Source organism: Achromobacter sp. Root83, assembly GCF_001428845.1.
GTDB lineage: Bacteria > Pseudomonadota > Gammaproteobacteria > Burkholderiales > Burkholderiaceae_B > Achromobacter.
The window spans coordinates 458,499-485,000 of the sequence record NZ_LMIU01000012.1; the positions used below are offsets into that span (position 1 = coordinate 458,499).

21 protein-coding genes and 1 tRNA gene are annotated in these 26,502 nt (G+C 64.9%); 16 read left to right on the forward strand and 6 right to left on the reverse strand.

What is annotated here, in order from left to right:
• Nucleotides 1-158 precede the first annotated feature (158 nt).
• Nucleotides 159-386, forward strand: a complete 228-nt coding sequence (locus ASE30_RS28990; RefSeq protein WP_156407648.1) for a hypothetical protein — start codon at nucleotides 159-161, stop codon at nucleotides 384-386.
• A gap of 248 nt (nucleotides 387-634) precedes the next feature.
• Here the strand turns inward: ASE30_RS28990 and ASE30_RS14470 are convergent.
• Nucleotides 635-711 (reverse strand) — tRNA-Met (locus tag ASE30_RS14470).
• A 63-nt stretch (nucleotides 712-774) separates the two neighbouring features.
• On the opposite strand from ASE30_RS14470, the gene scpB reads away from it, so the two are divergent.
• The 8 genes from scpB to typA all read left to right on the forward strand — a co-directional run bounded on the left by scpB (nucleotide 775) and on the right by typA (nucleotide 12,753).
• Nucleotides 775-2,106 carry an SMC-Scp complex subunit ScpB gene (gene scpB, locus ASE30_RS14475; RefSeq protein WP_057284985.1) on the forward strand — a complete coding sequence of 444 codons (1,332 nt, stop codon included), beginning with the start codon at nucleotides 775-777 and terminating at the stop codon, nucleotides 2,104-2,106.
• Between the two features lie 35 nt (nucleotides 2,107-2,141).
• The gene (locus ASE30_RS14480; RefSeq protein WP_057284986.1) at nucleotides 2,142-3,971 is read left to right on the forward strand and encodes a pseudouridine synthase; all 1,830 of its coding nucleotides are present in this window, start codon (nucleotides 2,142-2,144) and stop codon (nucleotides 3,969-3,971) included.
• Nucleotides 3,972-4,590: 619 nt separating this feature from the next.
• Entirely contained in the window at nucleotides 4,591-5,094 is a 504-nt protein-coding gene (gene rimP, locus ASE30_RS14485; RefSeq protein WP_057284987.1) for a ribosome maturation factor RimP, read from the forward strand.
• Nucleotides 5,091-6,569 carry a transcription termination factor NusA gene (nusA, locus tag ASE30_RS14490; RefSeq protein ID WP_057284988.1) on the forward strand — a complete coding sequence of 493 codons (1,479 nt, stop codon included), beginning with the start codon at nucleotides 5,091-5,093 and terminating at the stop codon, nucleotides 6,567-6,569. Before rimP ends, nusA begins: the two co-directional genes overlap by 4 nt.
• Before the next feature lie 96 nt (nucleotides 6,570-6,665).
• Nucleotides 6,666-9,716, forward strand: a complete 3,051-nt coding sequence (infB, locus tag ASE30_RS14495; RefSeq protein ID WP_057284989.1) for a translation initiation factor IF-2 — start codon at nucleotides 6,666-6,668, stop codon at nucleotides 9,714-9,716.
• Nucleotides 9,717-9,740: 24 nt separating this feature from the next.
• On the forward strand, nucleotides 9,741-10,142 hold the full coding sequence (gene rbfA / locus ASE30_RS14500) for a 30S ribosome-binding factor RbfA (protein ID WP_057284990.1): 402 nt from the start codon (nucleotides 9,741-9,743) through the stop codon (nucleotides 10,140-10,142).
• A gap of 38 nt (nucleotides 10,143-10,180) precedes the next feature.
• On the forward strand, nucleotides 10,181-10,933 hold the full coding sequence (truB, locus tag ASE30_RS14505) for a tRNA pseudouridine(55) synthase TruB (RefSeq protein WP_057284991.1): 753 nt from the start codon (nucleotides 10,181-10,183) through the stop codon (nucleotides 10,931-10,933).
• Nucleotides 10,930-12,753: a translational GTPase TypA gene (gene typA / locus ASE30_RS14510; protein ID WP_057284992.1), complete on the forward strand. Its 1,824-nt coding sequence runs from the start codon at nucleotides 10,930-10,932 to the stop codon at nucleotides 12,751-12,753. Before truB ends, typA begins: the two co-directional genes overlap by 4 nt.
• Before the next feature lie 87 nt (nucleotides 12,754-12,840).
• On the opposite strand, the gene ASE30_RS14515 is transcribed toward typA, so the two are convergent.
• Nucleotides 12,841-13,239, reverse strand: a complete 399-nt coding sequence (locus ASE30_RS14515) for a hypothetical protein (RefSeq protein WP_057285203.1) — start codon at nucleotides 13,237-13,239, stop codon at nucleotides 12,841-12,843.
• Between the two features lie 106 nt (nucleotides 13,240-13,345).
• Here ASE30_RS14515 and ASE30_RS14520 point away from each other — a divergent pair, with 106 nt between their 5' ends.
• The gene (locus tag ASE30_RS14520; RefSeq protein WP_057284993.1) at nucleotides 13,346-14,209 is read left to right on the forward strand and encodes a LysR family transcriptional regulator; all 864 of its coding nucleotides are present in this window, start codon (nucleotides 13,346-13,348) and stop codon (nucleotides 14,207-14,209) included.
• A gap of 65 nt (nucleotides 14,210-14,274) precedes the next feature.
• Here ASE30_RS14520 and ASE30_RS14525 read toward each other — a convergent pair whose 3' ends face one another.
• Nucleotides 14,275-14,901 carry a TIGR00730 family Rossman fold protein gene (locus ASE30_RS14525; RefSeq protein WP_057284994.1) on the reverse strand — a complete coding sequence of 209 codons (627 nt, stop codon included), beginning with the start codon at nucleotides 14,899-14,901 and terminating at the stop codon, nucleotides 14,275-14,277.
• A 52-nt stretch (nucleotides 14,902-14,953) separates the two neighbouring features.
• Here ASE30_RS14525 and polA point away from each other — a divergent pair, with 52 nt between their 5' ends.
• The 3 genes from polA (at nucleotide 14,954) to ASE30_RS14540 (ending at nucleotide 19,491) form a co-directional block, all read left to right on the forward strand.
• Nucleotides 14,954-17,671: a DNA polymerase I gene (gene polA / locus ASE30_RS14530; RefSeq protein ID WP_057284995.1), complete on the forward strand. Its 2,718-nt coding sequence runs from the start codon at nucleotides 14,954-14,956 to the stop codon at nucleotides 17,669-17,671.
• A gap of 140 nt (nucleotides 17,672-17,811) precedes the next feature.
• A complete protein-coding gene (locus ASE30_RS14535; RefSeq protein WP_057284996.1) occupies nucleotides 17,812-18,651 on the forward strand; it encodes a ZIP family metal transporter in 840 nt (279 codons plus the stop codon).
• A 51-nt stretch (nucleotides 18,652-18,702) separates the two neighbouring features.
• Nucleotides 18,703-19,491, forward strand: coding sequence for a dienelactone hydrolase family protein (locus ASE30_RS14540; RefSeq protein WP_057284997.1), 789 nt, complete (start codon nucleotides 18,703-18,705; stop codon nucleotides 19,489-19,491).
• Nucleotides 19,492-19,790: 299 nt separating this feature from the next.
• Here the strand turns inward: ASE30_RS14540 and ASE30_RS14545 are convergent, their stop codons facing one another.
• Complete coding sequence (locus ASE30_RS14545; RefSeq protein WP_057284998.1) at nucleotides 19,791-21,452, reverse strand: Na/Pi cotransporter family protein; 1,662 nt, start codon at nucleotides 21,450-21,452, stop codon at nucleotides 19,791-19,793.
• A 175-nt stretch (nucleotides 21,453-21,627) separates the two neighbouring features.
• On the opposite strand from ASE30_RS14545, the gene ASE30_RS14550 reads away from it, so the two are divergent.
• On the forward strand, nucleotides 21,628-23,019 hold the full coding sequence (locus tag ASE30_RS14550) for an L-serine ammonia-lyase (protein ID WP_057285204.1): 1,392 nt from the start codon (nucleotides 21,628-21,630) through the stop codon (nucleotides 23,017-23,019).
• 67 nt (nucleotides 23,020-23,086) lie between these two features.
• Here the strand turns inward: ASE30_RS14550 and htpX are convergent, their stop codons facing one another.
• Nucleotides 23,087-23,968, reverse strand: a complete 882-nt coding sequence (htpX, locus tag ASE30_RS14555) for a protease HtpX (RefSeq protein WP_057284999.1) — start codon at nucleotides 23,966-23,968, stop codon at nucleotides 23,087-23,089.
• A gap of 152 nt (nucleotides 23,969-24,120) precedes the next feature.
• Between htpX and ASE30_RS14560 the strand changes: the two genes are divergently transcribed.
• Nucleotides 24,121-24,975, forward strand: a complete 855-nt coding sequence (locus ASE30_RS14560) for a DMT family transporter (protein WP_057285000.1) — start codon at nucleotides 24,121-24,123, stop codon at nucleotides 24,973-24,975.
• 39 nt (nucleotides 24,976-25,014) lie between these two features.
• Nucleotides 25,015-25,866, forward strand: a complete 852-nt coding sequence (locus ASE30_RS14565; RefSeq protein ID WP_057285001.1) for a sulfurtransferase — start codon at nucleotides 25,015-25,017, stop codon at nucleotides 25,864-25,866.
• Nucleotides 25,867-25,918: 52 nt separating this feature from the next.
• Here the strand turns inward: ASE30_RS14565 and ASE30_RS14570 are convergent, their stop codons facing one another.
• Nucleotides 25,919-26,488, reverse strand: coding sequence for a phosphonate degradation HD-domain oxygenase (locus tag ASE30_RS14570; protein WP_057285002.1), 570 nt, complete (start codon nucleotides 26,486-26,488; stop codon nucleotides 25,919-25,921).
• Nucleotides 26,489-26,502 lie beyond the last annotated feature (14 nt).

Below are 26,502 nucleotides of genomic sequence, written 5' to 3' on the forward strand. Positions count from 1 at the left end.
TCGTCCGGGAAGGCTTTTTGCGGCAAGCCGATGTCCGCTAGCATGTGACCTTAGAAAACACCTAACAAAGGTAAGTCCGGCCTGGCGACAGGCCGACGCATCGCGAAGCCGGTCTTCGTATGCGCAAGGGGAAACGCATTGGTCTGGAGTCATGGCGCTTGTTCGCCGTGCTGCACTGGCCGATGCCTGATGATCCTGATCTTTGCTATCAATTGCCGCGGGAAGATCGCGCCGGAAATGCCGGCGTGCTCCGCAGTCATATTGGCGATTGGCGCCAGCACGATTGGCGCCAGCTTTTCCAGAATTTGCTCAAGGCGTTTGCCGCGACGGGTGTCGCGGCAGGCAATCCGCCCCATATGCGTGGGATAGGCCGCTTCAGTACTTGATTCGGTACTTGATCGTGGCAGGTGGCGGCAAGCGCGGCGGTATAACAGGAAACCAGTGATAACAACGCAAGCCAACCTCGTCTGTCGCGGGTCCGCCTATGTAGCGGCCCGGGCAACTGCGGATGCGCGCGCGGTTTTTTGTCCGTCCTCGCGGTTGGGGTCCTTGCGAATCGCAAGCACGAATCGCAAGCACGAATCGCAAGCACAAATGAAAAAGGCCCGGCGCATTCGCCAGGCCTTCGTCAATTTGGTTGCGGGGGCAGGATTTGAACCTACGACCTTCGGGTTATGAGCCCGACGAGCTGCCAGACTGCTCCACCCCGCGTCTGAGAAAAGAATCTTAACCTTATTTTCAACCTAGCGCAAGCCAGCCCCTTTTTGAATTTGAATGTCAATGAACGATAGCGAGGCAATACTCGTGCTGGAAACCGCGCTTCTCTGTGCGGTGCAGCCGATGCAACTTTCCGATATGCGCAAGCTGTTCGGAGATGACGAACAGTTCGATAGCAGCGCCATCAGGACGTTGCTTGAGACGCTACAGAGCAACTGGGCCGACGGCGGCCTGGAGCTGGTGCAGCTGGCGTCGGGTTGGCGTTTTCAAAGCCGCCCGCGCATGCAGCGCTACCTTGAGCGTCTGAGTCCCGAAAAACCGCCCAAATACTCGCGCGCCGTGATGGAAACGCTCGCCATCGTGGCGTGGCGCCAGCCCGTGACGCGGGGCGACATCGAAGACATCCGCGGGGTGACCGTGTCGTCGCAGATCGTCAAGGCGCTCGAGGACCGTGGGTGGATCGAGGTCATTGGCCATCGCGATGCCCCGGGACGTCCCGCGCTGTTTGGCACGACGCGGCAATTCCTTGATGACCTGGGCTTGCGCGCCTTGGATGAGCTGCCGCCGCTGGAGTCCGCGCACGCGGCTGCCGCACTGGCGGGACTGGATCTCGGCGAGGTGCAGCAGGTATTGGGCGAGGGCGTTGCGCCCGCGGAAGGCGATCCGGCGGAAGGCGCACCGGTGGAGGGTGAGCCGGTGGAGGGTGAGCCGGTGGAGGGCGACCCCGCGGCAGGCGAACCGGTGGAAGGAGAACCGGTGGAAGGAGAGCCGGTGGAAGGATCGGCACCGGCCGAAGAAGACTCCCCCGAAACCGAAAATGGCGCACCGGGCGGAATTGCCCCGGACCCGCAGGCCGTTTCCGAGGCTGAAAACGCGTCGCAGGAGGATGCCGGCAGCGAGCGTATTGATACTTTCCCGGTTGCGGAATTGTCTGTTTCGGAACACGATGCTCCCATAGCCCCGGTCGATAGCGTAGAATCCCCACTTTCGCGCGCAGAAGAAGGCGCGGATCCCGCAGGCGAATCCACCGTCCGGGAGCAAGCCGAAGGCTTGTCCGATACCCTGTCCGTGTCCGGTTTTCCCGACGACATGGCCAGCAACGACATTTCCGATATGGCCGCCGATGCCCCAGAGGCCGGTGCTGCAAAGGAAAGTGTCGAGAACGCAAAACACGCGGAACCGACCGACCCGATTGACAAGACCGATACCGTGGCGCCTGGCGCTGCCGGGCATGAGCCCGCCATCGGCCTTGGCGCGGCCGTTCAACCCGACCCCGATGCCGCTCTCGCGGAATCGCAAGAGGCCGGCACTGAGCGGCCCGAGTCCGGACGGGATTCGGCGTCCCCAGATGATGACGCGCCTGCTCCTGGCAGGCCTACCCAAGTTTGAAATTCGGAGCTGTCCCAGTGACAACGAATACAGCAATGCAGGACGACAATCCCCGTTCGGACGACACCGCTTCCAGCGGCCAGCCGGAATCCTCCGCCGCGCGTGAGCCGGCTGCCGAAGGCGAGGCTGGCGCGCGTGGGCGTGGCCGCAAGCTGAGGACGCCGTTCCGCCGCCGCCGTGGCGATGCCGCGGCCGAGCAGGCGCCGGCGGCCGAGGGGCAGCCTGCATCGGCCGCCGCGGCGCCGGTCGAGTCCGCGGATTCCCGGGGCGGCGAGCAGGAAGCCGAGCAGGCCTTGGCATACCTGGATACGACGGACCGCATGGAGCAGCGCCTGGGCAAATACCTGAACAGCGAAGCTGTCATGCCCAAGCTGCACAAGGTGCTGGCGGACGCCGGCATCGGGTCGCGCCGCGAAATGGAAGAACTGATCGTTGCGGGCCGTGTGTCCGTCAACGGCGAGCCGGCTCATATCGGCCAGCGCGTGGGGCCCAATGACCAGGTTCGCGTCAATGGCAAGCCCATCATGCGGGTGAATACCAAGAAGCCGCCGCGCGTGATCCTGTATCACAAGCCCGCCGGCGAAATCGTCAGCCATGACGACCCGGGTGGTCGCGCCAGCGTCTTCGCGCGCCTGCCCAAGCTGCGCACCGGCAAGTGGCTGTCCGTTGGCCGTCTGGACCTGAACACCGAAGGCCTGCTGATTTTCACGACGTCCGGCGACATGGCCAACCGCATCATGCATCCGCGGTACGGCACTGAACGCGAGTACGCGGTCCGCGTGCTGGGCGAGATGGACGAGGCCCAGCGCCAGTCGCTCGTCGACGGCATCGAACTCGAAGATGGCTTGGCCGCGTTTGGCGCGCTGGACTACCTGGGCGGCGACGGCAGCAACCGCTGGTATCGCGTCACGCTGCAGGAAGGCCGCAATCGCGAGGTCCGGCGCATGTTCGAGGCCGTGGGCGTCACCGTCAGCCGATTGATCCGCACCCGTTTTGGTGACGTGGTGCTGCCGCGCACGCTGCGCCGCGGCCGCTGGGAAGAGCTGGATGGCTCGCTGGTCACCGCATTGATGGTGCAGTTGGGACTGTTGCGCGAAGACGACGATTCTTCCGGCAACCGCCGCCGCTCCAAGCAGCCGCAATCGCACGACAGCGCATTGCCTCCCGGATTCGGGACGCTGGACCGTAACGGCACGAACGGCGCCCGCATCGGCCGCCGCGGAAAGTTGCAGGGCGGCGGTGTGGGCAGCGCGGGTCAGGCGGCCGCTTGTCCGTCCGATCCTTTCGGCACCGGCCTGATGATCGCCGGCGGCTACGCCAATGGGCACCCCTTGGCTGCCGAAGGCTCCTTGGGTAACCGCAAGGGCGGCAAGCCCGCGGGCGCCAGACCTTCGGGCGCTGGCAAGCCGGGCGGCAAGATGGGCGGCAAGCCTGGTGGCAAACCGGGCGGCAAGCCGCGCGGCCCGCGCGCAGCGGCGGCGAATGGTCCGGCCGGAAACGTGGCCTCGGGCAATGTCGCGGTCGGCAATGTGGCGGATGCGCCTGCGGGCGCCGGCCGTCGGCCGGCTGGCGGCAAGTCTGCTGGCGGCAAGCCGGCGGGCAACAAGCCCGCGGGCGGGCGCGGCGGAAACGCCAATCGCAGTGGCAAGCCGGCGGCCGGCGGCCGTGGCGGCAACAAGGCCGAGGGGCCGCGCGCTGGCGGCAATAAGGGTCCGGGCGCGGGCGGAAAGCCGCGCACGCCCCGCAGTGGCGCGTCCCGTAACGATGCCTCGCCTCGCGGCGATGATTGGCAGCCGCGCGGCGCGTCGGCGCATGAATCCCGTCTGGGCGTCGTGGGCGGCGGACGAGGCCGTCAAGGCCGTTGATCGTCTTGAGGCGGCGCGCACCCGCGCCGTCCGGGCGATACGTCCCATATAAGCGTAAGCCCGTGACGAATCAGGCGTTTTTTTAGTTTATCTGCTAAAATCAATGGTTTTCATGGCTTCGCGTCTTTGCTTTTTGCCGAAGGCGGTCCTTTATTAGGTGCGCTTTCCAGTTCCTCAAGTGAAGAGCAGGGAAGCAGCGCGAGGGCGGCGGGAAAGCAACGGGACAGCAATAACCCCGTAATAAGGCCGCAGTAACCCCGCAGTAATCCCGCAGTAACCCCGGGGCCAAGGCAGAGGAAAACTCAGCCGCGCTCGTGCCAGTTTCTGGCAGAACTTGTGCAAGAAGCAGCAAGAGAATAGCGGGTCGCGGGTCGGTATTGCGGAATGGCAGTGGACGAAGGCAGCAATGTCTGGTCTTTGCCGGGCAGGGCTGGCAGCGGAAGGCGCGCAGGCCCGCCTTACCTGAATTGAACAGGTGGGGCGGACAGGGCGGCGCAAGCCAAAATTTAGGTCGCAATATAGGGCGCTGCCCAGCATTGCTCCTTACGTGCAGTAGGGAAGCGGCTGGGCTCTGCGCAATATCGGTGGGCTGGGCGTACAGCCCATTTTTTTTGAGTATATGGCTGATTTATTCGCATTGACCGAAGAGGCTCTGGCCGGCATGGACGTCGAACTCGTGGACGTCGAGCGTGCCGCCCTGGGCCTTTTGCGCGTCACGATCGATCGGGTCGGCGGTGTGCGCATCGAAGACTGCGAGCAGGTGTCCCGCCAGTTGTCGCGGGTGTTTGAAGTCGAGAACATCGACTACAAGCGGCTGGAAGTCGGTTCGCCGGGCATTGACCGCCCGTTGCGCAACGAGACCGAATTCCGACGCTTTGCAGGCGAGCGCATCGAAATCAAGCTGCGCGAGGCATTGGACGGACGTAAGGTTTTCTCGGGCACGCTGACCGTGCCGGAAGACGACGCCGCAGCCTCTGACGCCGCTGCTGGAACGCACAAGACCGTGTTCGGTCTCGAATTTGAGGCAAAAAAGAACGAAGTCCAGGTATTGAATTTCACGGTCGAAGACATCGAACGTGCAAAACTGGATCCCGTTCTGGATTTCAAGGGCAAAAAGCGATGAGTCGCGAAATTCTTCTGTTGGTCGATGCCTTGGCGCGTGAAAAGAACGTCACGCGTGACGTCGTGTTCGGCGCACTCGAAAGTGCGCTGGCCTCGGCCATGAAAAAGCGCTTCAAGGATGATGCGGACATTCGTGTTTCCATCGATAGGGAAACGGGCGACCACGAAGGTTTCCGCCGTTGGCTGGTCGTGCCCGACGAGGCCGGCCTGCAAGAGCCCGACAAGCAGGAAATGCTGTCGGACGCCGAGGAGATCGTCCCCGGTATCCAGGAAGGCGAATACATCGAAGAGCCGCTCGAACCCATCGAGTTCGGCCGTATCGGCGCGCAGGCCGCCAAGCAGGCCATCCTGCAAAAGATCCGCGACGCCGAACGCGAACAGGTGCTGAACGATTTCCTGGACCGTGGTGAGACCATTGTGTCCGGCACGATCAAGCGCATGGACAAGGGCGATGCCATTGTCGAAACCGGCAAGATCGAAGCGCGCCTGCCGCGCTCCGAAATGATCCCGAAGGAAAACCTCCGGGTGGCTGACCGCGTGCGCGCCTTTGTGTTGCGCGTTGACCACGCCGCGCGCGGCCAGCAGGTCATTCTGTCGCGCACGTCGCCCGAGTTCATTCGCCAGCTTTTCGAGAATGAAGTTCCCGAGATCGAGCAGGGTCTGCTCGAGATCAAGGCTGCTGCCCGCGACGCCGGCGTGCGTGCCAAGATCGCCGTGGTGGCATACGATAAGCGTATCGATCCGATCGGAACGTGCGTGGGCATGCGCGGTTCGCGCGTGACCGCCGTGCGCAACGAACTCGGCGGTGAGCAGGTCGATATCGTCTTGTGGTCGGAAGACCCCGCGCAGTTTGTCATTGGCGCCCTGGCGCCGGCCAACGTCGAATCCATCGTCGTCGATGAAGACAAGCATGCGATGGATGTCGTCGTCGACGAGGAAAATCTGCCCAAGGCCATTGGCGCCAAGGGCCAGAACGTGCGCCTGGCTTCCGAGCTGACCGGCTGGCAGATCAACATCATGACGCCGGAAGAAAGCCTGAACCGCCAGGAAGTCGAGCGTTCGGGCCTGCGTGCCACGTTCATGAGCAAGCTGGACGTCGACGAGGAAGTCGCTGACATCCTGATCGACGAAGGATTTACCGGTATCGAGGAAATCGCCTACGTTCCCATGCAGGAACTGCTGGAAATCGAGGCGTTCGACGAAGACACCATCAATGAATTGCGCGCCCGTGCCCGCAATGCGCTGTTGACCGAGGCAATTGCCCAGGAAGAGCGCCTTGAGACCGCACAGGATTTGCTTGAACTCGAAGGCATGACGCAAGAGCTGGCTGCCAAGCTGGCCGAGCGCCAAGTGCATACGCGTGATGATCTGGCCGAATTGGCAACGGACGAGCTGGCGGAAATCGCCGGCCTGAACGAGCAGGAAGCCAGCGACCTCATCATGCGTGCCCGCGCCCATTGGTTCGACGAAGAATAACCAAAAGGACACGGGTCTGCGGTGGCCGGAGTATCGCTTCTTCCACCGCAAGTTCACGTTGTTTGTAATAGCTGCCTATAGGGAAGAGAGAGCCTAATGTCGAGTAATACCGTCGCCCAGTTCGCTACCGAGCTGAAAATGCCTGCCAATGTGCTGCTGGATCAGCTGCGCTCGGCTGGCGTTGACCTCAAATCGGTTGACGATTCCGTCACCGACAGCGACAAGGCGAAGTTGCTCGAATCGCTGCGTCGCGCCCATGGCGCGACCGAAGGCAAGAAGATCACCCTGACGCGCCGCCAGACGTCCGAGATCCGGCAGGCTGACGCCACCGGCCGCTCGCGCACGATCCAGGTCGAAGTTCGCAAGAAGCGCGTGTTCGTCAAGCGTGATCCCTCCGAAATCGCCCTGGAGCATGCCGCTTCCGCACGTGCGGAAGAGGAAGCTTCCGTCGAAGAGGCGCAGCAGGTCTCCGCACCGGCTGCACCCGAGGCTCCTGCCGCGGTCGAGCCTCGCGAAGCCGCTCCTGTGCAGGCAGAGGCTCCGGCCCCCGCCGAAGCGCAGGAACCTGTTGCTGTAGAAGCGCCCGCGCCGGTAGAAGCGCCCGCGCCTGTTGAATCCGTCGCGGCCGAAGTGCCCGCCACCGTCGAGGCGCAAGCCGTCGAAGTCCAGGCCCAGCCTGAACCCGAACCGACGCCGGCGCCTGCTCCTGCCGAGCCCGTGGCCGAAGAGGCCAAGCCCGAAATCAAGACTGAATCCACCGAGCCCCAGGCTGAACAAGCCGAGCCGGAACCTGCTGTGCTAGCCAATAAGTCCGAAACATCTTCCTCCCAGGCCGCTGCGCCTGTCGCCCAGGCTCAGCCTGCTGCGAAGCCCGAATCCGTCAAATCCGCCGCGCCCGCGCCGGCCGCGCCTGCCGCCAAGGTGGGTAACCGTGCCGACAACCGCCGCGCCGGCCCGCCTCTTGCCGCTTCCGCCACGTCGGCCGGCCGCGATGAGGCCCGCCGTGCCGCCGAGGCCGAAGCCGCCGCGCTGCGCGAGATGCTGAACCGCCCCCGCAAGGTGCTGCGCGCTCCCGAGCCCGAGGCGCCCGCCGCGGCCGCCGCGCCGATTTCCGGCACGCTGCACAAGCCCGCCGGCAAGCCCGGCGCGACGCCTGGTGCCAAGAAGGATGCCAAGCCGGCAGCTCCTGGCGCGAAGAAGACCATCAAGACCGCCGAGGTCGCCTCGACCTGGTCCGATGATGCTTCGCGCAAGAAGCCGGCCGACAAGCCGGCCGCCCCGGCCAGCCGTGACGGCTGGCGCGCTGGCGGCAAGGGTGGTGGCAAGGGTGGCGGCCGAGGCGGCCGCAACCAGCAGAACGACCGCCGCAACGAACCGGCGCCGCAGGAATTCATCGCGCGTGAAGTTCACGTGCCGGAAACCATCAGCGTGGCCGAACTGGCTCACAAGATGTCCGTGAAGGCCGCCGAAGTCATCAAGCATTTGATGAAGCTGGGCCAGATGGTCACCATCAACCAGGTGCTGGACCAGGAAACGGCCATGATCGTGGTCGAGGAACTGGGCCACGTGGCAATTGCGGCCAAGCTGGACGACCCGGAAGCCTTCCTGGACGAATCCGCCACGGTCTCCGAAGCCGAGCACCTGCCGCGTGCGCCGGTCGTGACCGTCATGGGCCACGTCGACCACGGCAAGACCTCGCTGCTGGACTACATCCGCCGCGCCAAGGTTGCCGCGGGCGAAGCCGGCGGCATTACGCAGCACATTGGCGCCTACCACGTTCGGACCGAGCGCGGCATGGTGACCTTCCTTGACACCCCGGGCCACGAGGCGTTCACCGCCATGCGTGCCCGCGGCGCCAAGGCGACCGACATCGTGATTCTGGTGGTTGCCGCCGACGACGGCGTGATGCCGCAGACGCGTGAAGCCATCCACCATGCCAAGGCCGCGGGCGTGCCCATGGTCGTGGCCGTGACCAAGATCGACAAGCCGTCGGCCAACCCCGAGCGCGTCAAGCAGGAATTGGTGGCCGAACAGGTCGTGCCGGAAGAATACGGCGGCGACGTGCCTTTCGTGGGCGTGTCCGCCAAGACCGGCGAGGGCATCGACGATCTGCTCGAAAACGTGCTGCTGCAAGCCGAAGTGCTGGAATTGAAGGCTCCCGAAGACGCGCCCGCCAAGGGCCTGGTCATCGAAGCGCGTCTCGACAAGGGCCGCGGCCCGGTTGCGACGATCCTGGTGCAGAGCGGCACGCTCAAGCGCGGCGACGTGGTGCTGGCCGGCGCAAGCTTCGGCCGCGTGCGCGCCATGCTCGACGAAAACGGCAAGCCCATCCAGACCGCCGGTCCGTCGATCCCGGTGGAAATCCAGGGTCTGACCGAAGTGCCGGCCGCCGGCGACGAACTGATGGCCTTGTCCGATGAGCGCAAGGCGCGTGAAATCGCGCTGTTCCGCCAAGGCAAGTTCCGCGACGTCAAGCTGGCGCGCCAACAGGCCGCGAAGCTGGAATCGATGTTCGACAATCTGGGCGAAGGCACGCAGACGCTTACGCTCATCGTCAAGACGGATGTGCAGGGTTCGCAGGAGGCGCTGGTGCAGTCGCTGGTCAAGCTGTCGACCGACGAAGTCCGCGTGCAAGTGGTGCACGCGGCCGTGGGCGGTATCTCGGAAACCGACATCAACCTGGCAATCGCCTCGAACGCCGTCGTCATCGGCTTCAACGTGCGTGCCGAAGCAAGCGCCAAGAAGCTGGCCGAGAACAACGGCATCGATGTGCGCTACTACAACATCATCTACGACGCCGTGGATGAAGTGAAGGCAGCCATGTCGGGCATGCTGGCGCCCGAGAAGAAGGAAGAAATCATCGGCCTGGTCGAGATCCGCGAGGTCTACAGCATTTCGCGCCTCGGTAACATCGCGGGTTGTATGGTGCTTGACGGCATCGTGCGCCGCGATTCCCAGGTTCGCCTGCTGCGCAACAACGTGGTTCACTGGTCGGGCTATCTCGAATCGCTGCGCCGCTTCAAGGACGACGTCAAGGAAGTCAAATCGGGCTTCGATTGCGGTCTTACGCTGCGCGGCAACAACGACATCCAGGTGGGCGACCAGCTGGAAGTCTTTGAAATCAAGGAAATCGCGCGTACGCTGTAAAGCGTCCGCGAGGCATTATTTCTAATGAGCCGTCACAAGTCCAAAGCCATTCCCGGTCGCAATCTGCGGCTGGCCGACCAGATCCAGAAGGATCTGGCCGGGATCATCCAGCGCGAGATCGACACGACCCGCGCGGGACTGATCACGCTCTCCGGTGTGGAACTGTCGACCGACTACGCGCATGCCAAGGTGTGGTTCACGGTTTTGGGCGCCGAGCCCGAAGCCGCGACCACCTTGCTGAACGAAAAGGCCGGCTGGCTGCACTCACAGCTCTACAAGCTGTTGCACATTCACACTGTCCCCACTTTGCGCTTCTTCCACGACGAGCAGATCGCCCGTGGCATCGAAATGTCGATCCTTATCGACCGCGCAAACCGGCCCGGCCCGCATTCGGGCGTTCCCGACGAGCCAGAAGACCAGTCCTGATTGGGCTGTCGTCACTGCTTTACAACCGGATTTCGACGATGGCTAAACGACGCGGGCTTACGCTCGACGGTGTGCTGTTGCTCGACAAACCTGTGGGTTTGTCGAGTAATCATGCTTTGCAGCGCGCCAAACGCGCCATGGATGCGGCGAAAGCCGGCCACACGGGCACGCTGGACCCCTTTGCCACCGGCTTGCTCGTGTGCTGCATGGGACGCGCCACCAAAATTTCTGGCGCGATGCTTAACGCCGACAAGGCATATCGCGCTACGCTGCAATTTGGTTCGGAGACCGATTCCGGCGACCTCACCGGCAACGTCGTATCGACCGCCGAGCCGGGTTTTGTCATTGAAGAACAGGCATTGCGCGATGCGCTGTCACGTTTTTCGGGCACCATCGAGCAGATTCCGCCGATGTACTCCGCGCTCAAGCGCGACGGCAAACCCTTGTATGAATATGCGCGCGCCGGCATCGAGCTTGAACGCCAGCCGCGCCAGATCACGATACACCGCATCGAGCTGTTGTCCCTGAACGGGACGCAGGCAGAGATCGATGTGGCTTGCAGTAAAGGCACATACATCCGAACACTGGCCCAGGACATCGGGCGCGTGCTGGGCTGTTACGCCCACCTGACGGCGCTGCGGCGCACGCACGTCGGGCCTTTCTCTCTGGAACGCGCCGTTGAGCTGGAAGCCTTGCAGGCCATGCCAGACCCGAAGCAGGCATTGCTTGCACTGAACGAATTGCCGGAGGGCTTGCTGCCCTCCACCCTGACCTTAAAGGACTCGCTATGACTCGCGCCTTGCGCAACGTCGCCATCATCGCCCACGTGGACCACGGTAAAACCACCCTGGTCGACCAGCTGCTGCGCCAATCCGGCACCTTCCGCGAAAACCAGGCGCTGACCGAACGGGTCATGGACTCGAACGACCTGGAAAAAGAACGCGGCATTACCATTCTGGCCAAGAACTGTGCCGTTGAATACGAAGGCACGCACATCAACATCGTCGACACCCCGGGCCACGCGGACTTCGGCGGTGAAGTCGAACGCGTGCTGTCCATGGTCGACGGCGTGCTGCTGCTGGTGGACGCCGTTGAAGGCCCCATGCCGCAGACCATCTTCGTGACCCGCAAGGCGCTGGCCCTGGGCCTGAAGCCGATCGTCGTGGTCAACAAGGTGGACCGCCCCGGCGCCCGCACCGACTTCGTCATCAACGCCACGTTCGACCTGTTCGACAAGCTGGGCGCGACTGACGAGCAGCTGGACTTCCCGGTGGTGTACGCATCGGGCCTGTCCGGCTATGCCGGCCTGACCCCGGACGTGCGCGAAGGCGATATGCGTCCGCTGTTCGAAGCCATCCTCCAGCACGTGCCGCAACGCGAAGACGACCCCAACGGTCCGCTGCAGATGCAGATCATCTCGCTGGACTACAACAGCTACGTCGGCAAGATCGGCGTGGGCCGCATCAACCGTGGCCGCATGCGTCCCGGCATGGAAGTGGCCTACAAGTTCGGTCCCGACGGCCAGGGCGGCCGCGGCCGCATCAACCAGGTGCAGAAGTTCCATGGCCTGGAGCGCGTGGTGGTGGACGAAGCCGAAGCCGGCGACATCGTGCTGATCAACGGCATTGAAGAGCTGGGCATCGGCTGCACCGTGACCGATCCGATCACGCAGGAAGCCCTGCCGATGCTGCGCATCGACGAACCGACGCTGACCATGAACTTCATGGTGAACACGTCGCCCCTGGCCGGCCGCGAAGGCAAGTTCGTGACCAGCCGCCAAGTGCGCGACCGCCTCGACCGCGAGCTGAAGTCCAACGTGGCGCTGCGTGTGCGCGACACCGGCGACGACACGGTGTTTGAAGTGTCGGGCCGCGGCGAATTGCACCTGACCATTCTGCTGGAAACGATGCGCCGCGAAGGCTACGAGCTGGCCGTGTCGCGTCCTCGCGTGGTGTTCAAGGACATCGACGGCGTGAAGTGCGAGCCGTTTGAATCCCTGACCGTCGACGTGGAAGACGCCCACCAGGGCGGCGTCATGGAAGAGCTGGGCCGCCGCAAGGGCGACCTGCAAGACATGCAGCCGGACGGCCGTGGCCGTACCCGCCTGGAATACCTGATCCCGGCCCGTGGCCTGATCGGTTTCCAGAACGAGTTCCTGACGCTGACGCGCGGCACGGGCCTGGTGAGCCACATCTTCCACGAATACGCCCCGATCAAGGAAGGTGCGATCGGCGAGCGCCGCAACGGCGTGCTGATCAGCCAGGACCAGGGCGATGCCGTGGCCTACGCGCTGTGGAAGCTGCAGGATCGCGGCCGCATGTTCGTGAGCCCGGGCGATGCGCTGTATGAAGGCATGATCATCGGCATCCATAGCCGCGACAACGACCTGGTCGTGAACCCCATCAAGGGCAAGCAACTGACCAACGTGCGCGCTTCGGGCACCGACGAAGCCGTGCGCCTGGTTCCCCCGATCCAGATGTCGCTGGAATACGCCGTGGAATTCATCGACGACGACGAACTGGTGGAAATCACCCCGAAGTCGATCCGTCTGCGCAAGCGTCACCTGTTGGAAAACGAGCGCAAGCGCGCCTCGCGCGAATCCGCCATTTAAGCCTTGATACGGAGGCGATGCCTCCCCATCCCGGCGAAAAAAAGCCGCGCACCCTGAAAGTGCGCGGCTTTTTCCATTGCGCGCCGGCTACAGGCCGTTTTTCTGGTGCCGGTATTCCTGGGTTTCCCCGCCGTATCCGTAGGCGGCCGCGCGGGCGTCGATCACATGCACGTATGAGCATTCGTGGAGCTCGCCGAGGATGTCCCGGAATGCCCCGAAGATGTCCTTGATGAAGCGCGCCTTTTCGGCCTTGGTGTTGGTTTCGTCGGTAACGCTGATGTCCAGGTGGAACGCATTCTTGCCCAGTTCCGACAAGGGGCGGCCGCCGATGAACCAGAGGTCGTGCGGAATGTGCTGCAGCGTGATCGCGATGACGGGCAGCTTCTTGCCCAGCACCGATTGGGTCAGCCCCGCCACGGCATCGATGACACGGCGGTTGATGGCGGCATCGGATGAACCGGAAAGGTGGACGACGATATGCGGCATGGTGAACTCCTTTTTGTAAACGTACATCCGCAGTGTAGGAATCGTGTTGACATCGGAAAAGCGGGAATTTACGATTTCATCTATCGATAAATCCGTTGGATAAACCATGTCGGGATTTGACCTCGATCAGCTTCGCACCCTGGTTGCCGTGCTGGATGCGGGCAGCCTGACCGCGGCGGCTCCGCGGGTGTTCCTGTCGCAGTCATCGGTCAGCGAGCAGATGCGCAAGCTCGAGGAGCGGGCCGGCCAACCGCTGCTGCTGCGCGGCAAATCGGGGGTCGCCGCCACGCCGGGGGGCGAACGCCTGCTGGCGCATGCGCGCGCCATCCTGGCGCTTAGCGACGAGGCGTATCGCGACCTGCGCGGGGTTTCGCTGCAGGGCGAACTGCGGCTGTGCATCACCGATTATTTCCGGCCCGGCGATGTGGCGCGCATGCTGCGGCGCTTGAACGAGCAGTACCCGCAAGTGCGGCTGCACGTCACCATCATGAAAAGCGGGGCCATCGAAGCCGCCTATGAGCGCGGTGAAATCGATGTAGGCATATCGATGGTCATCCAGGAACGGGGCGCCACGCGCCGCCGCGCCCAGGGCGCTCTGCTGCGCCGCGAGTCCCTGTTGTGGATGGCGGCGGACGGCGCCCCGGCCCCTGCCGGGGGCGCCTTGCCACTGCTGGTGCTGCCCGAAAGCTGCGCCCTGCGCCAGTTCGCGGAACGGCTGTTGTCGCGCCGCGGCGTGGCCTACACCGTCGCACACGTGGCATCGGGCGTCGCCGGGCTGCAACTGGCGGTCGCGGCCGGGCTGGGCGTGGCCTGCCTGAACGAGTCCGCATTGGGAGCCGGCATGGCGCGGCTGCAGGCGCCTGGCCTGCCACCGTTGCCCGCCGTGGAGTTTCGTTTGCTCGCCGCCCGCCCCGGCGAAAGTGAATTCGTGGGGCTGGCACGCGAGGCCATCGTCAAGACAATGTCGTAGCTTGCCCGGACGTTGCGCGAGGCGCGGTGGACGGGGGACTCCCGTCCTGCCGCGTCACAAGCCGTTCAGGCCGGCAGGGAGGGCGCGTACTGCTCTCCCGAATTGACGCTTTCGTGGAATTCCACGACCTTGCGCACCACCTTGACCGGATCGTCCTCGATGATGAAAAGATCCAGGTCGTGCGCGGCGATCATGCCGTTCCCGAGCACCTGGTCGCCCAGCCATTCGGCCAGGCCGGACCAGTACTCACTGCCCACCAGCACGATCGGCGCCGGCGGGACCTTGCCCGTCTGGATGAGCGTCAGCGCTTCGAAGAGTTCATCCAGGGTGCCAAACCCGCCCGGCATCGCCACGTAGGCGAAGCTGTGCATGAAAAACGCCGCCTTGCGAGGAAAGAAGTACTCGAACGACAAGCTGATGGTTTGGTATTCGTTGTTGTGCGCTTCGTGGGGCAGGGTGATGTTCAAGCCCACGCTTGTGCCTCCTGCTTCGAATGCGCCCTTGTTGGCGGCCTCCATGATGCCGGGGCCGCCGCCTGCGATTACGGCGAAACCTGCCTCGGCCAAGGCGGCCGAAATGGCGATGGTGGTTTCATAGTGGGGAGAATTGCGGCTGACTCGTGCGCTGCCGAAGACGCTGACCGCGGGCCCGATGTTTGCGAGCTTGTCTGCCGCCGTCCGTATCTCTGACATAATCAGCGGAATTTGTTTGCCGGCGGGTGTATCCATATCTGCCTTTTTAACCATGAAAAAAACCTTATTACTGGTCGACGGTTCAAGTTACTTGTACCGCGCTTTCCACGCTATGCCTGATTTGCGCAACGCGCAAGGCGAACCCACGGGTGCGCTTTACGGCGTGGTGAATATGCTGCGCAAGCTTGTATCTGACCATAAGGCAGAGTATGCCGCATGTATTTTCGATGCTCGCGGCAAGACGTTCCGGGACGACCTGTATCCGGAATACAAGTCGCACCGTCCTCCCATGCCGGAGGACCTGGCCGCGCAGATCGAACCCATCCACCGGGCGGTGCGGGCGCTGGGCTGGCCGGTGCTGGCGATCGAAGGGGTCGAGGCCGACGACGTGATCGGCACGCTGGCCAAACGCGCGGCCGAACACGACGTGCACACCATCGTCTCCACCGGCGACAAGGACCTGGCGCAGCTCGTCAACAGCCATGTCACCCTGGTCAACACCATGACCGGCGAGGTGCTGGACGAGCCCGGCGTCGTCAACAAATTCGGGGTGCCGCCCGACCGCATCGTGGATTACCTGATGCTGGTGGGCGACACCGTGGACAACGTGCCCGGCGTGACCAAGGTGGGCCCCAAGACGGCCGCCAAATGGATTACGGAATTTGGCTCCGTCGACAAGCTGATCGAGGCGGCCGATGGGGTCAAGGGCGTGGCCGGCAGCAACCTGCGCGAAGCCATTCCGAATTTTCCGTTGACCCGCCAGCTCCTGACCGTCAAGTGCGATTGCGACCTGACCGGCCATGTGGACGGCGTGGACGACCTGACGCCGCGCCCGCGCGACGACGCGACGCTGACCGAACTGTATGAGCGCTACGGCTTTCGCACCTGGCTGCGCGACGTGACCGGGGATACCGAGCGCGTGCCCTCCGGCGATGCCCGGATCGCCCCGGAAGTGCCCGCCGCGCCCGCCGAGCTCGATTACCGCATCATCTCCGACTGGGCCGGATTCGATGCCTGGATGGAAATGGTGCAGGGCGCGTCCCTGGTGGCGCTGGATACCGAAACCACGTCGCTGGACGAAATGCAGGCCCGGCTGGTGGGCCTATCGCTGTCCGTGGCGCCGGGCGTTGCCTGCTACATTCCGGTCGCGCACCGCGGGCCGGATGGCGCCACCCAGCTGCCCAAGGCCGAGGTGCTGGCGCGACTGAAGCCGTGGCTGGAGGATGCGTCGCGCGCGAAGCTGCTGCATCACGCCAAATACGACACGCATGTGTTCGCCAACGAAGGCATCAGGCTGGCGGGCGTCACCGAAGACACGATGCTGCAGGCCTATGTGCTGGAATCCCATCGCGGCGTGGGCCTGAACGATCTGGCCCAGCGCTACCTGGGCCGCAGCGGCGTGTCCTACGAGGACCTCTGCGGCAAGGGCGCCAAGCAGATCGGCTTCGACGAAGTCGCCGTGGACAAGGCTGGCCATTACGCCGCCGAGGACGCCGATTTCACCTTGCAGCTCCATCAGGTGCTTCGCCCGATGGTGTCGGCGGACGAAGGGCTGGAGCGCATCTACCGCCTGGAAATGCAGGTGTCGGCCGTGCTGACCACCATCGAACGCAACGGCGTGAAGGTGGACGCCGCGGAACTGGGCCGGCAAAGCCACAAGCTGGGCCAGGAAATGCTGCTGCTGGAGCAGAAGGCCTATGAATTGGCCGGGCAGCCGTTCAACCTGAATTCGCCCAAGCAGTTGGGCGAGATCCTGTTCGGGCGCATGCAGTTGCCGGTGGTGCGCAAGACCGCGGGCGGCGCGCCGTCCACGGACGAAGAGGTGCTGAGCAAGCTGGCGCTGGACTACCCGCTGCCGCAGGTGCTGCTGGAATACCGCGGGCTGTCCAAGCTGAAGTCCACCTACACGGACAAGCTGCCACGCATGATCAATCCGGACACGGGGCGGGTGCATACGCATTATTCGCAGGCCGCGGTGATCACGGGCCGGCTGGCTTCGTCCGACCCCAACCTGCAGAACATTCCGGTCCGTACCGAAGCCGGCCGGCGCGTGCGCGAGGCGTTCATCGCCGAGCAAGGCCTGCTGCTGTCGGCGGACTATTCGCAGATCGAGCTGCGCATCATGGCGCACGTGTCCGACGACGCCAACCTGCAGCGCGCCTTCGCCGCGGGCGAGGACATCCACCGCGCCACCGCATCGGAGGTCTTCGGCGTGCCGCTGGACGGCGTCACCACGGAACAGCGCCGGGCCGCCAAGGCCATCAACTTTGGCCTGATCTACGGCATGGGGGTGTTTGGCCTGGCGTCCAACCTGGGCATCACGCGCGACGCCGCGCAGGCGTACATCGACCGCTACTTCGCTCGCTATCCCGGCGTGGCGATGTATATGGAAAACACCCGCCGCCTGGCCCGCGAGCAAGGCTACGTGGAAACCGTCTTCGGGCGCCGGCTGCAGCTTCCGGAAATCCGCGGGGCCTCCGGTCCACGCCGGCAGGGCGCCGAACGGGCGGCCATCAACGCGCCCATGCAGGGCACGGCGGCCGACCTGATCAAGATGGCCATGGTGGCGGTGCAGGATTGGCTTGAAGCCGAAAAACTGCAGACGCGCATGATCATGCAGGTGCACGATGAACTGGTGCTGGAAGCGCCGGACGCCGAGCTGGAACTGGTGAAAGAGGCGTTGCCTCGCCTGATGTGCACCGTGGCGTCCTTGCGGGTGCCGCTGGTGGCCGAGGTGGGCATGGGCAAGAACTGGGAACAGGCTCACTGAGGGCGGTTTCCCCAGGGCAAGGGGGCAGGATGCCTCTTGCCGGAAGGACCGGCGGGGCCGCCCTCGGGCGGCCCATTTCCGCTTTTGGGATTGCAACAATATAATGTTGCGCTTTCCCCGCCTACTTGCTTCCTTCCCTCATGTTGCTGCTCTGGGTCCTGCTTGCCACCATCACCGGCGGCCTGATTGCCGTCCTTGTCGCCAGTTGGCTGGCCTACAAGGTCTTTGCCCAATACCTGCACCACATGGTGAGCCTGTCCGTCGGCGTGCTGCTGTCGGTCGCCTTGCTGCACCTGCTGCCCGAGGCTTTCGAGACCGGGGTGGGGGATGCCCACGTGCTTTTCGGCCTGATGCTGGCGTCGCTGATCGGTTTCTTCGTGCTGGAGAAAATCGCGCTGCTGCGCCACAGCCATCACCACGAGGGCGACGGCCATCATCATCACAAAGGCCACGACCGCCACGAGGCGGGGCGCGGCGGCATGTTGATCCTGATCGGCAGCTCGCTGCACAATCTGTGCGACGGCGTGCTGGTGGCGGCCGCCTTTTTGACGGATCCGTTGCTGGGCGTGCTGACCGCCGCATCGATCATCGTCCATGAAGTGCCGCACAAGCTGGGCGATTTCGTCGTCCTGCTCAATGCCGGCCTGGCGCGCCGCCGTGCGTTTGCGCTGATCCTGTTCACCAGCTTGTGTTCAGCCGTGGGCGGCATAATAGGGTACTTCGTGCTGCAGCAGGCGCAGGACTGGGTGCCGTACATCCTGGTGGTTGCCGCCAGCAGCTTCCTGTATATCTCGGTGGCCGACCTGATGCCGCAAATGCACGAACGGGTATCCCTTTCCGACGCCGTCCCGCAGTTGCTGCTGGTCGGCGTGGGGGTGGCGCTGATCTATAGCGTCACGACCCTGATGCACCACGGGCACGAACATGGCGCCGACGCCGGCCATGCCGCGCCGCATGCGGAGCATGGCCACCGGCACTAGGGCCGGGTGGCGGGGATGGCCGGCTTTGTCGACCCAACACAGGAGTTCTCCATGAGTTTTTCCGCCGCCGCCGGCAATGTTGCTCCCACCGTGATCCACACCGACACGCAGGGACTGGTCCACGGGGATTTCAAGCTGCCCGTGGCAGACGGACCGATAGACGCCTATTACGCCGCGCCGGAAAACCGGCGCGACCTGCCGATCGTACTGGTCGTGCAGGAGATCTTTGGCGTGCACGAACATATCAAGGATCTCTGCCGCCGGATCGCCAAGGCAGGCTACCTGGCGGTTGCCGCCAACCTCTACCAGCGCCAGGGCGACGCTTCGGCGTATACCGATATTCCGAAGCTCATCTCGGAACTGGTCAGCAAAGTGCCCGACGAGCAGGTCTTTGCGGACCTGGACGCCAGCGTGGCATGGGCCGCCGCCAACGGCGGCGACGCCCGCCGGGTGGCGGTCACGGGCTTCTGCTGGGGCGGGCGCCTCACCTGGATGTATGCGGCGCATAACCCCGCCGTGAAAGCGGGCGTGGCCTGGTACGGCAAGCTCAGCGTCGGCCATGGCCCGCTGATCAAGCGCGTGGCGTTTGACGTGGTCGACGAACTGCACGGTCCCGTGCTGGGTTTGTACGGCGGACGCGACGCCAGCATCCCGCTGGCGGATGTCGAAACCATGAAGACCAAGCTGGCCGCCGGCAACGCCGCCGCGAAGGCATCGGAGTTCGTGGTGTACCCCGAAGCCGACCACGCCTTCCTGGCGGACTACCGCGCCAGCTACCAGCCCGAGGCCGCCAAGGATGGCTGGCGCCGGATGCTGGAGTGGTTCAAGCGGTATCTGTGACGGGATTGATGGAATGAAATAGCCGACCCTCGGGTCGGCTATTTTTATGCCACGGCGCGCCCCCCCTCGGGGGGCAGCAAGTACGCGTAGCGTGGGCAGCGTGGGGGCCCACAAGAACAGCCGCCCCGCCGCCGGGCCGCCCCAAGGCGGGGCAGCCCCCTCGGGGGGCAGCAAGCGAGCGCAGCGAGTGCGGCGTGGGGGCCCACAAAAACAGCCGCCCCGCCGCCGGGCCGCCCCAAGGCGGGGCAGCCCCCTCGGGGGGCAGCAAGCGAGCGCAGCGAGTGCGGCGTGGGGGCTCCTTAATTCCCCGCTTCGCGCAGCCGGCTGGGAAGGAGTTCGCCGTGGCGGGCGAGCAGCGGGTAGGCCGCGGCGCCCACCAGGTGGGAGTTGATGCCCTTCATGTCCCGCAGGATGTCCAGGTACAGCGCACCGACTTCGGCGGCGTCGACCTCGCCCGACTTGATCTTCTGCAGATGGGTGTCGGCGGCCTGCGTTTCGATCGTGCGAAAGCGTGCCTTTTCCCCCGCCAGCGAACGGGCCTGACGCAGGTCGTCGTTGACGAACAGCGCGGCGGCGGTGCGCTGGTTGGCGATGAGCTGGCCCAGGGTGTCGTCCAGGCTGGCGCGCTGCTCGGGCGAGAAGATCCAGCCCTGCTTGCGCAGCTTGGCGACATGGCTGAGCAGCCCGTGATGGGCAATGTCGCCCGCATGGCCGATATTGCTGGCGAACGCCAGGATGTCATCCATGCGCTGGATGTCGTCGCGCGTCATGTTTTCCTGGTCGAGCGTGGCCAGGTAGGTCGTGATGGCGTTTTCCAGCTTGTCCAGGGCGGCGTCCAGTTGGCGGGCCTGCACCAGGCGATGGCGGTTGTCGCGTTTGAAGCCGGCCCGCGCATAGAGCAGCAGCGTCTGCAGCATGTCGGCCATGCGCAAGGCTTCGCGCGCCGCATTGCCCAGGGCCACCGCCGGCACGTCATGCGCCCATTCGTCCAGATACTGGGGCCGGGACGGGTCGTTCGGATCCGCGCGCTTGGGCAGCCAGCGGGTAAGCAGGGCCGCATACGGCGTCAGCAGCGGCAGGAAGACCAGGGCTATGACCGCGTTGAAGAGCGTGTGGAAGTTGGCCACGGCGCGGGCGGGGTCGCTGGCCAGTTCGCTCATCAGAGGCTGCAGCACCGGCAACAGCAGCAGCCCCGCCAGCACCCCCAGCACGCGGGTCAGCAGGTTGCCGAGCGGAAGGCGGCGGGCGGCGGGATCGTCGCCGGTCACGCCTTCGATCATCGGGTTGATGGCGGTACCCAGATTGGCCCCCAGGACCAGTGCGAAGGCGACGTGGGGCGCCACCATGTGGTGGCTGGCCAGGGACATCACCAGCACCACCACCGCCACGCTGGAGTGCGCCGCCCAGGTGAACGCCGCGGACAGCAGCACCGCCGCCACGGGCTGGGTCGCCAGGGCGTCCAGAATCATGCCCAGCATCGGAGCGGTCTGGAACGGTTCGAAGAGTTCGACCAATTGATGCAGGGACAGCAGCAGCAGGCCAAGCCCGATGAAGACCCGGCCCAGATCGCGCGTGCGTCCGGGCGGATAGCGCCGGAACATCCAGACGCCCGCCAGGATCAGAATGGGGGCCAGCGCCGTCAGATCGAAGGATAGAAGCTGAACGATCAGCGTGGTGCCGACGTTCGCGCCCAGCATCGCCGCCAGCGCCGGCACCAGGCCGACGACGCCGCCGGCGGCAAAGCCGGTGATCATCAAGCCGGTGGCGGTGCTGCTCTGCAGGGCGGCGGTGATTCCCAGGCCGGCCCCGAAAGCCCGCAAGCGTGTGCCTAGCGCCCGTCCCAGCGCCGCGCCCAGGGCGGCCCCGAAGGCGCGCTGTACGCCCGTTTGGACCATATGCACGCCCCAGAGCAGCAGTGCAACGTAGCCGGCGAAGTCAAGCAGGGTAATGAGTCCAGACATCCAGGCGTGTTTCCGTTCTTTTTATGACAAGTAATAATTCTGTAATGATCGCATGCCCGGGCGCGCGCGGAAACCCGCCCGGCAATACAGGATACGCCCGGCGGGGCATTACGGCATGCGCCCCTGCCTGCGCGTATCATTGACTGATCATTCGTGGATGTACTGGGAGTTTTGCGTGGCGGTTTCCGTATTCGATCTGTTCAAGATAGGCATAGGCCCGTCGAGCTCCCATACCGTGGGCCCGATGCGGGCCGCGCTGTTGTTCGCGCAAGGCCTCGAGCGCGATGGCCTGATCCCACAGGTTGCCAGCGTGCGCGCCGAACTGTACGGGTCGCTGGGCGCCACCGGCAAGGGGCACGGCACCGACAAGGGCGTGCTGCTGGGCCTGATGGGCGAGGCACCCGATACCGTGGACCCCGCCGCCATCGCCGGCATGGTTGCATCGGTGCGCGCCAGCCGCCAACTGCCGCTGCTGGGCAAGTATCCGCTGCCGTTCGTCGAGAAGGAACACATGATGTTCTATCGCCGGGAGGCCATGGCCGAACATCCCAACGGCATGAAATTTCACGCTTTCGACGCCAGCGGCGAGTCGCTGCGCGAGGCCCGCTACCTGTCGGTGGGGGGCGGATTCGTGGTGACCGCGGGCGCGTCGAATAGCCAGGTCATCGCGGCGCACAATCAATTGCCGTACCCGTTCCGCATGGGCCGCGAACTGCTGGCCATGTGCCGCGAAAGCGGACTGACCGTGGCCCAGCTCATGATGAAGAACGAACTGACCTGGCGCGACACCTCGGAAGTGCACAGCGGCCTGGACCGCATCTGGCAAGTCATGCAGGACTGCGTGGCGCGAGGCTGCGGCATCGACTACCCGGAAGCGGACGGCGAATTGCCCGGCCCCCTGCGTGTGCGCCGCCGCGCGCCCGAGCTCTACCGCAACCTGACGCAGCGTGCCGAGCGCACGCTGTCCGACCCCTTGTCGGTCATGGACTGGGTGAATCTGTACGCCATGGCCGTCAACGAAGAAAACGCCGCCGGCGGACGCGTGGTGACGGCGCCGACCAACGGCGCGGCGGGCATCATCCCGGCCGTGCTGCACTATTACGACCGCTTTGTTCCCGGCGCCAACCGCGAGGGCGTGCGCGACTTCCTGCTGACCGCCGCGGCGGTCGGCCTGCTCTACAAATACAACGCATCCCTGTCGGGAGCCGAGGTCGGCTGTCAGGGTGAAGTGGGCGTGGCGTGCTCCATGGCGGCGGGCGGCCTGGCCGCGGCGTTGGGCGGCTCCGTGGAGCAGGTCGAGAACGCCGCCGAGATCGGCATGGAACACAATCTGGGCCTGACCTGCGACCCCGTCGGCGGGCTCGTGCAGATCCCCTGTATCGAGCGCAACGCCATGGCGTCCATCAAGGCCGTGAATGCCGCCCGCATGGCGCTGCGCGGCGACGGCCAGCACTACGTGTCGCTGGATTCGGTGATCAAGACGATGCGCGAAACCGGCGCCGACATGAAGACCAAGTACAAGGAAACGGCGCGCGGCGGCCTGGCGGTGAACATCGTCGAGTGCTGACCGCCTGATCGCCGCGTCCAACAAAAAAGCCCCTTGAAATCAAGGGGCTTTCTGCTTGCGGCGCCGTTCAGATCACGCGGGCATTTTGCAGCGCGGCGATGCGGGAAGGGATCGGCGGGTGCGAGGCGAACATGGCTGCCAAGCCGCCCTTGCCCGTGATGCCGGAGGCTTCGAACGACTTCGGCAGCTCGCCGGGCTCCAGGCCGCCCAGGCGGGCCAGGGCGCGGATCATCGGTTCGCGGGCGCCCATCAGGTGGGCCGAACCGGCGTCGGCGCGGTATTCGCGCTGGCGCGAGAACCAGGCCACGATGATCGAGGCCAGGACGCCGAAGATGATTTCACAGACCAGCACGGTGACGAAGTAGCCGGGGCCGATGCCGCGTTCATTCTTGAACACGACGCGGTCGATGAAATAGCCGACCACGCGCGCCAGGAACACGACGAAGGTGTTCACCACGCCCTGGATCAGGGTCAGCGTGACCATGTCGCCATTGGCGATGTGCGCCACTTCGTGGGCCAGCACGGCGGCGACTTCTTCTTCGCTCATGCTTTCCAGCAAACCCGTCGACACGGCGACCAGGGAGTCGTTCTTGAACGCACCGGTGGCGAACGCATTGGGCGCGCCTTCATAGATGGCGACTTCCGGGCGGCCGATGCCGGCGCGGTCGGCCAGCTGATGGACCGTGTCCACCAGCCAGGCTTCGCGCTGGTTGCGGGGCGAATTCGGATCCAGCACCTGAGCGCCAGTGCTCCATTTGGCCATCGGCTTGCTCATCAACAAGGAAATGATGGCGCCGGTGAAACCCACGACGACGGAGAAAATCAGCAGGGCGTTGAAGTTCAGGCCGTTGGCGGTGATGATGCGGTCTACGCCCAGGATGCGCAGCGTGGCCGACAGCACGAGCATGACGGCCAGGTTGGTGACGACGAATAGAACGATGCGTTTCATGTTTTTTTGTTCCTCTGCGAGCGGGAAATACCCGGGGTTCGACATGGCGGCGGCCCGCCAGTTCCCCGACTCGCCGGCACCGCTCCCGGTGACGCAGAGTATAGTATCGCTTTCCCCTATTCCTCCCCACTTTTCCGTTAGCGTAGACCCCCATGCAGGCACTTTGGATGTTGCTGGCGTCCGCCATGTTCGCCATCATGGGTTCGTTCGTGAAGCTCGGCACCGAACACGGCGCGTCGCTTCCGCAGGTCGTGCTCTTTCGCGGCCTGCCTTCGGTGATCCTGTTGCTGATCTGGGCCCGCGCGGGCCGCCAGTCCATCATTCCGACAAGCTGGAAGCTGCACATTTGGCGCAACCTCTCCGGCGTCACCTCGATGTGGCTCGGTTTTTTCGCCATCTCCCATCTGCCCCTGGCCACCGCCACCAGCCTGAACTACACGGCGCCGCTTTTCATCGCCTGCTGGATGCTGGGGTGGGGCGGCGCGCAGCGCGACCCGGTGCGCATCCTGGCCGTGGCGCTGGGGTTTTTGGGCGTGATTGCCGTGCTTCGGCCCAGCATCAACGAAGACCAGTGGCTGGCCGCGCTGCTGGGCATGGGCGCCGGCGCCATGTCGGCGATCGCCATGATGCAGATCCGCCAGCTTGGACGCATCGGCGAACCCGAGTGGCGCACCGTGCTGTTCTTCTCGGTGGCCGTTTGCGCGTCCAGCGGCGCCGGACTGGCATTCGAGGGATGGGGCCACGCCGACTGGACCGGCTACCTTTCGTTGTTGGGCGTGGGCGTGACGGGTTTGTTTGGCCAATTGACCATGACGCGGGCATTCGGCATGGGATCGGCGCTGCTGACCGCGGCCCTGCAGTACAGCACCATCATTTTCGCGGCCTTGCTGGGCATGGGCTTCTGGGGCGACCACCTGGACGGCCTGGCCTGGGCCGGCATGGGTTTGATCATTTTCGCGGGCCTGCTGTCGGTGTGGCGCACGATGCGCGAACCCAAGTCAGCCTGAGTCCCGCGTCCGCTTCCATCCACACAGGAGCCACATCGCATGACGACGACACTGATTTCCGCCGCCGACCTGGCCGCGCGCCTCGACAGGCCCGATGTGCGCGTATTCGACGTGCGCCACGACCTGACCAATCACGGGGCGGGGCGCCAGGCATATGACGCTGGCCACATTCCCGGCGCCCGCTACCTGGATCACGAGACCGAGCTGGCCGCGGCACGCACGGGCAAGAATGGCCGGCATCCCTTGCCCGCCCGCGCCGAATTCGGCGCGCTGATGGCCGCGCATGGCGTCGGCCCGCAAACCCTGGTGGTGGCGTACGACGCCAGCGGTGGCATGTATGCCGCGCACCTGTGGTGGATGCTGCGCTGGCTGGGCCACGGCCAGGTCGCGGTGCTCGACGGCGGCTGGCAGGCCTGGGTCGCCGCCGGCCTGCCGACGACGGCGCAAGCCGCTCCCACCGTGACGCCCGGCAAGCCGGTCGAGCCCGGCGAGCCGTTGGCCGGTTCCGTGGACGCCAACACCGTGCTGGACAACATCGCCCAGCCGTCCTTCACCGTGATCGACGCCCGTGCGGCCAACCGCTATCGTGGCGAAGTCGAACCCATGGACCCCGTGGCCGGCCATATTCCCGGCGCCCTGAACCGGCCCAACGGCGAAAATCTCCAGCCGGACGGCCGCTTCAAGACGGCGGAACAACTGCGCGCCGAATTCGCTGCGCTGCTGGCGGGCCGCGACCCGGCCGCCGTCGTCCATCAATGCGGCTCGGGCATCACCGCCTGCCACAACCTGCTGTCCATGGAGATCGCCTTTTTGGCCGGTTCGCGTCTGTATCCGGGATCCTGGAGCGAGTGGTGCAGCGACCCGTCCCGTCCGGTGGCCACGGGCGCATGAATCAAAAAAGCCAGGGCACGCCCTGGCTTTTCCGTATGCAGTCAGCGGTTTCCTACCAGACGGCGGCCAGCTTCACGCGGCTCGAGACGCTTTCGGCGATCTCCAGGAAATGATCCAGCGGCGGCGTGGCCAATCCCGGCACCTTCGCCATGTCGTCCCAGCGCCTCAGGCGTATCGCATCCGGCGCGCCCGGCATGCTCGCGAAATCCACCGCCTGGCCGGCGTCGAAACTGCCGCCCTGCAGCGCCAGGCTGCGCTTGGAGTCTTCCGAGAGGGACGCTTCGTAGTGCGGCTCTACATAGCAGAGGTAGCGCTTGGCTTCCACGTGCAGCCGGATCGGATCCAGCACGGCCGAGCTGAACAGCCCGCGCAGGAAGGGCAGGACGAAATACTGGTGCTTGTCGTCAATGCCGCGCAGCGTGGGCGTGCCCGGCCGGTCGGCGATCAGGTGGCCCAGGTCGTGCAGCAGGCAGGCCGTGATGAGCGGGGCGTTGGCGCCGTGCCGTTCGGCGAGCGCCGCCGTCTGCAGCGCATGCCGCAGATGGCTGACCGATTCGCCATGATAGGAACGGTGCCCGCGTTCCAGGAAGAGCTGCTCGATATCTTGCAAGGTCAAGGCCATGGTTGTCTCCTGAG

Coding starts and splice junctions, on each gene's coding strand:
- scpB (WP_057284985.1), top strand. CDS start 775: ATGTCAATGAACGATAGCGAGGCAATACTCGTGCTGGAAACCGCGCTT.
- ASE30_RS14480 (WP_057284986.1), top strand. CDS start 2,142: ATGCAGGACGACAATCCCCGTTCGGACGACACCGCTTCCAGCGGCCAG.
- rimP (WP_057284987.1), top strand. CDS start 4,591: ATGGCTGATTTATTCGCATTGACCGAAGAGGCTCTGGCCGGCATGGAC.
- nusA (WP_057284988.1), top strand. CDS start 5,091: ATGAGTCGCGAAATTCTTCTGTTGGTCGATGCCTTGGCGCGTGAAAAG.
- infB (WP_057284989.1), top strand. CDS start 6,666: ATGTCGAGTAATACCGTCGCCCAGTTCGCTACCGAGCTGAAAATGCCT.
- rbfA (WP_057284990.1), top strand. CDS start 9,741: ATGAGCCGTCACAAGTCCAAAGCCATTCCCGGTCGCAATCTGCGGCTG.
- truB (WP_057284991.1), top strand. CDS start 10,181: ATGGCTAAACGACGCGGGCTTACGCTCGACGGTGTGCTGTTGCTCGAC.
- typA (WP_057284992.1), top strand. CDS start 10,930: ATGACTCGCGCCTTGCGCAACGTCGCCATCATCGCCCACGTGGACCAC.
- ASE30_RS14515 (WP_057285203.1), bottom strand. CDS start 13,239: ATGCCGCATATCGTCGTCCACCTTTCCGGTTCATCCGATGCCGCCATC.
- ASE30_RS14520 (WP_057284993.1), top strand. CDS start 13,346: ATGTCGGGATTTGACCTCGATCAGCTTCGCACCCTGGTTGCCGTGCTG.
- ASE30_RS14525 (WP_057284994.1), bottom strand. CDS start 14,901: ATGTCAGAGATACGGACGGCGGCAGACAAGCTCGCAAACATCGGGCCC.
- polA (WP_057284995.1), top strand. CDS start 14,954: ATGAAAAAAACCTTATTACTGGTCGACGGTTCAAGTTACTTGTACCGC.
- ASE30_RS14535 (WP_057284996.1), top strand. CDS start 17,812: ATGTTGCTGCTCTGGGTCCTGCTTGCCACCATCACCGGCGGCCTGATT.
- ASE30_RS14540 (WP_057284997.1), top strand. CDS start 18,703: ATGAGTTTTTCCGCCGCCGCCGGCAATGTTGCTCCCACCGTGATCCAC.
- ASE30_RS14545 (WP_057284998.1), bottom strand. CDS start 21,452: ATGTCTGGACTCATTACCCTGCTTGACTTCGCCGGCTACGTTGCACTG.
- htpX (WP_057284999.1), bottom strand. CDS start 23,968: ATGAAACGCATCGTTCTATTCGTCGTCACCAACCTGGCCGTCATGCTC.
- ASE30_RS14560 (WP_057285000.1), top strand. CDS start 24,121: ATGCAGGCACTTTGGATGTTGCTGGCGTCCGCCATGTTCGCCATCATG.
- ASE30_RS14565 (WP_057285001.1), top strand. CDS start 25,015: ATGACGACGACACTGATTTCCGCCGCCGACCTGGCCGCGCGCCTCGAC.
- ASE30_RS14570 (WP_057285002.1), bottom strand. CDS start 26,488: ATGGCCTTGACCTTGCAAGATATCGAGCAGCTCTTCCTGGAACGCGGG.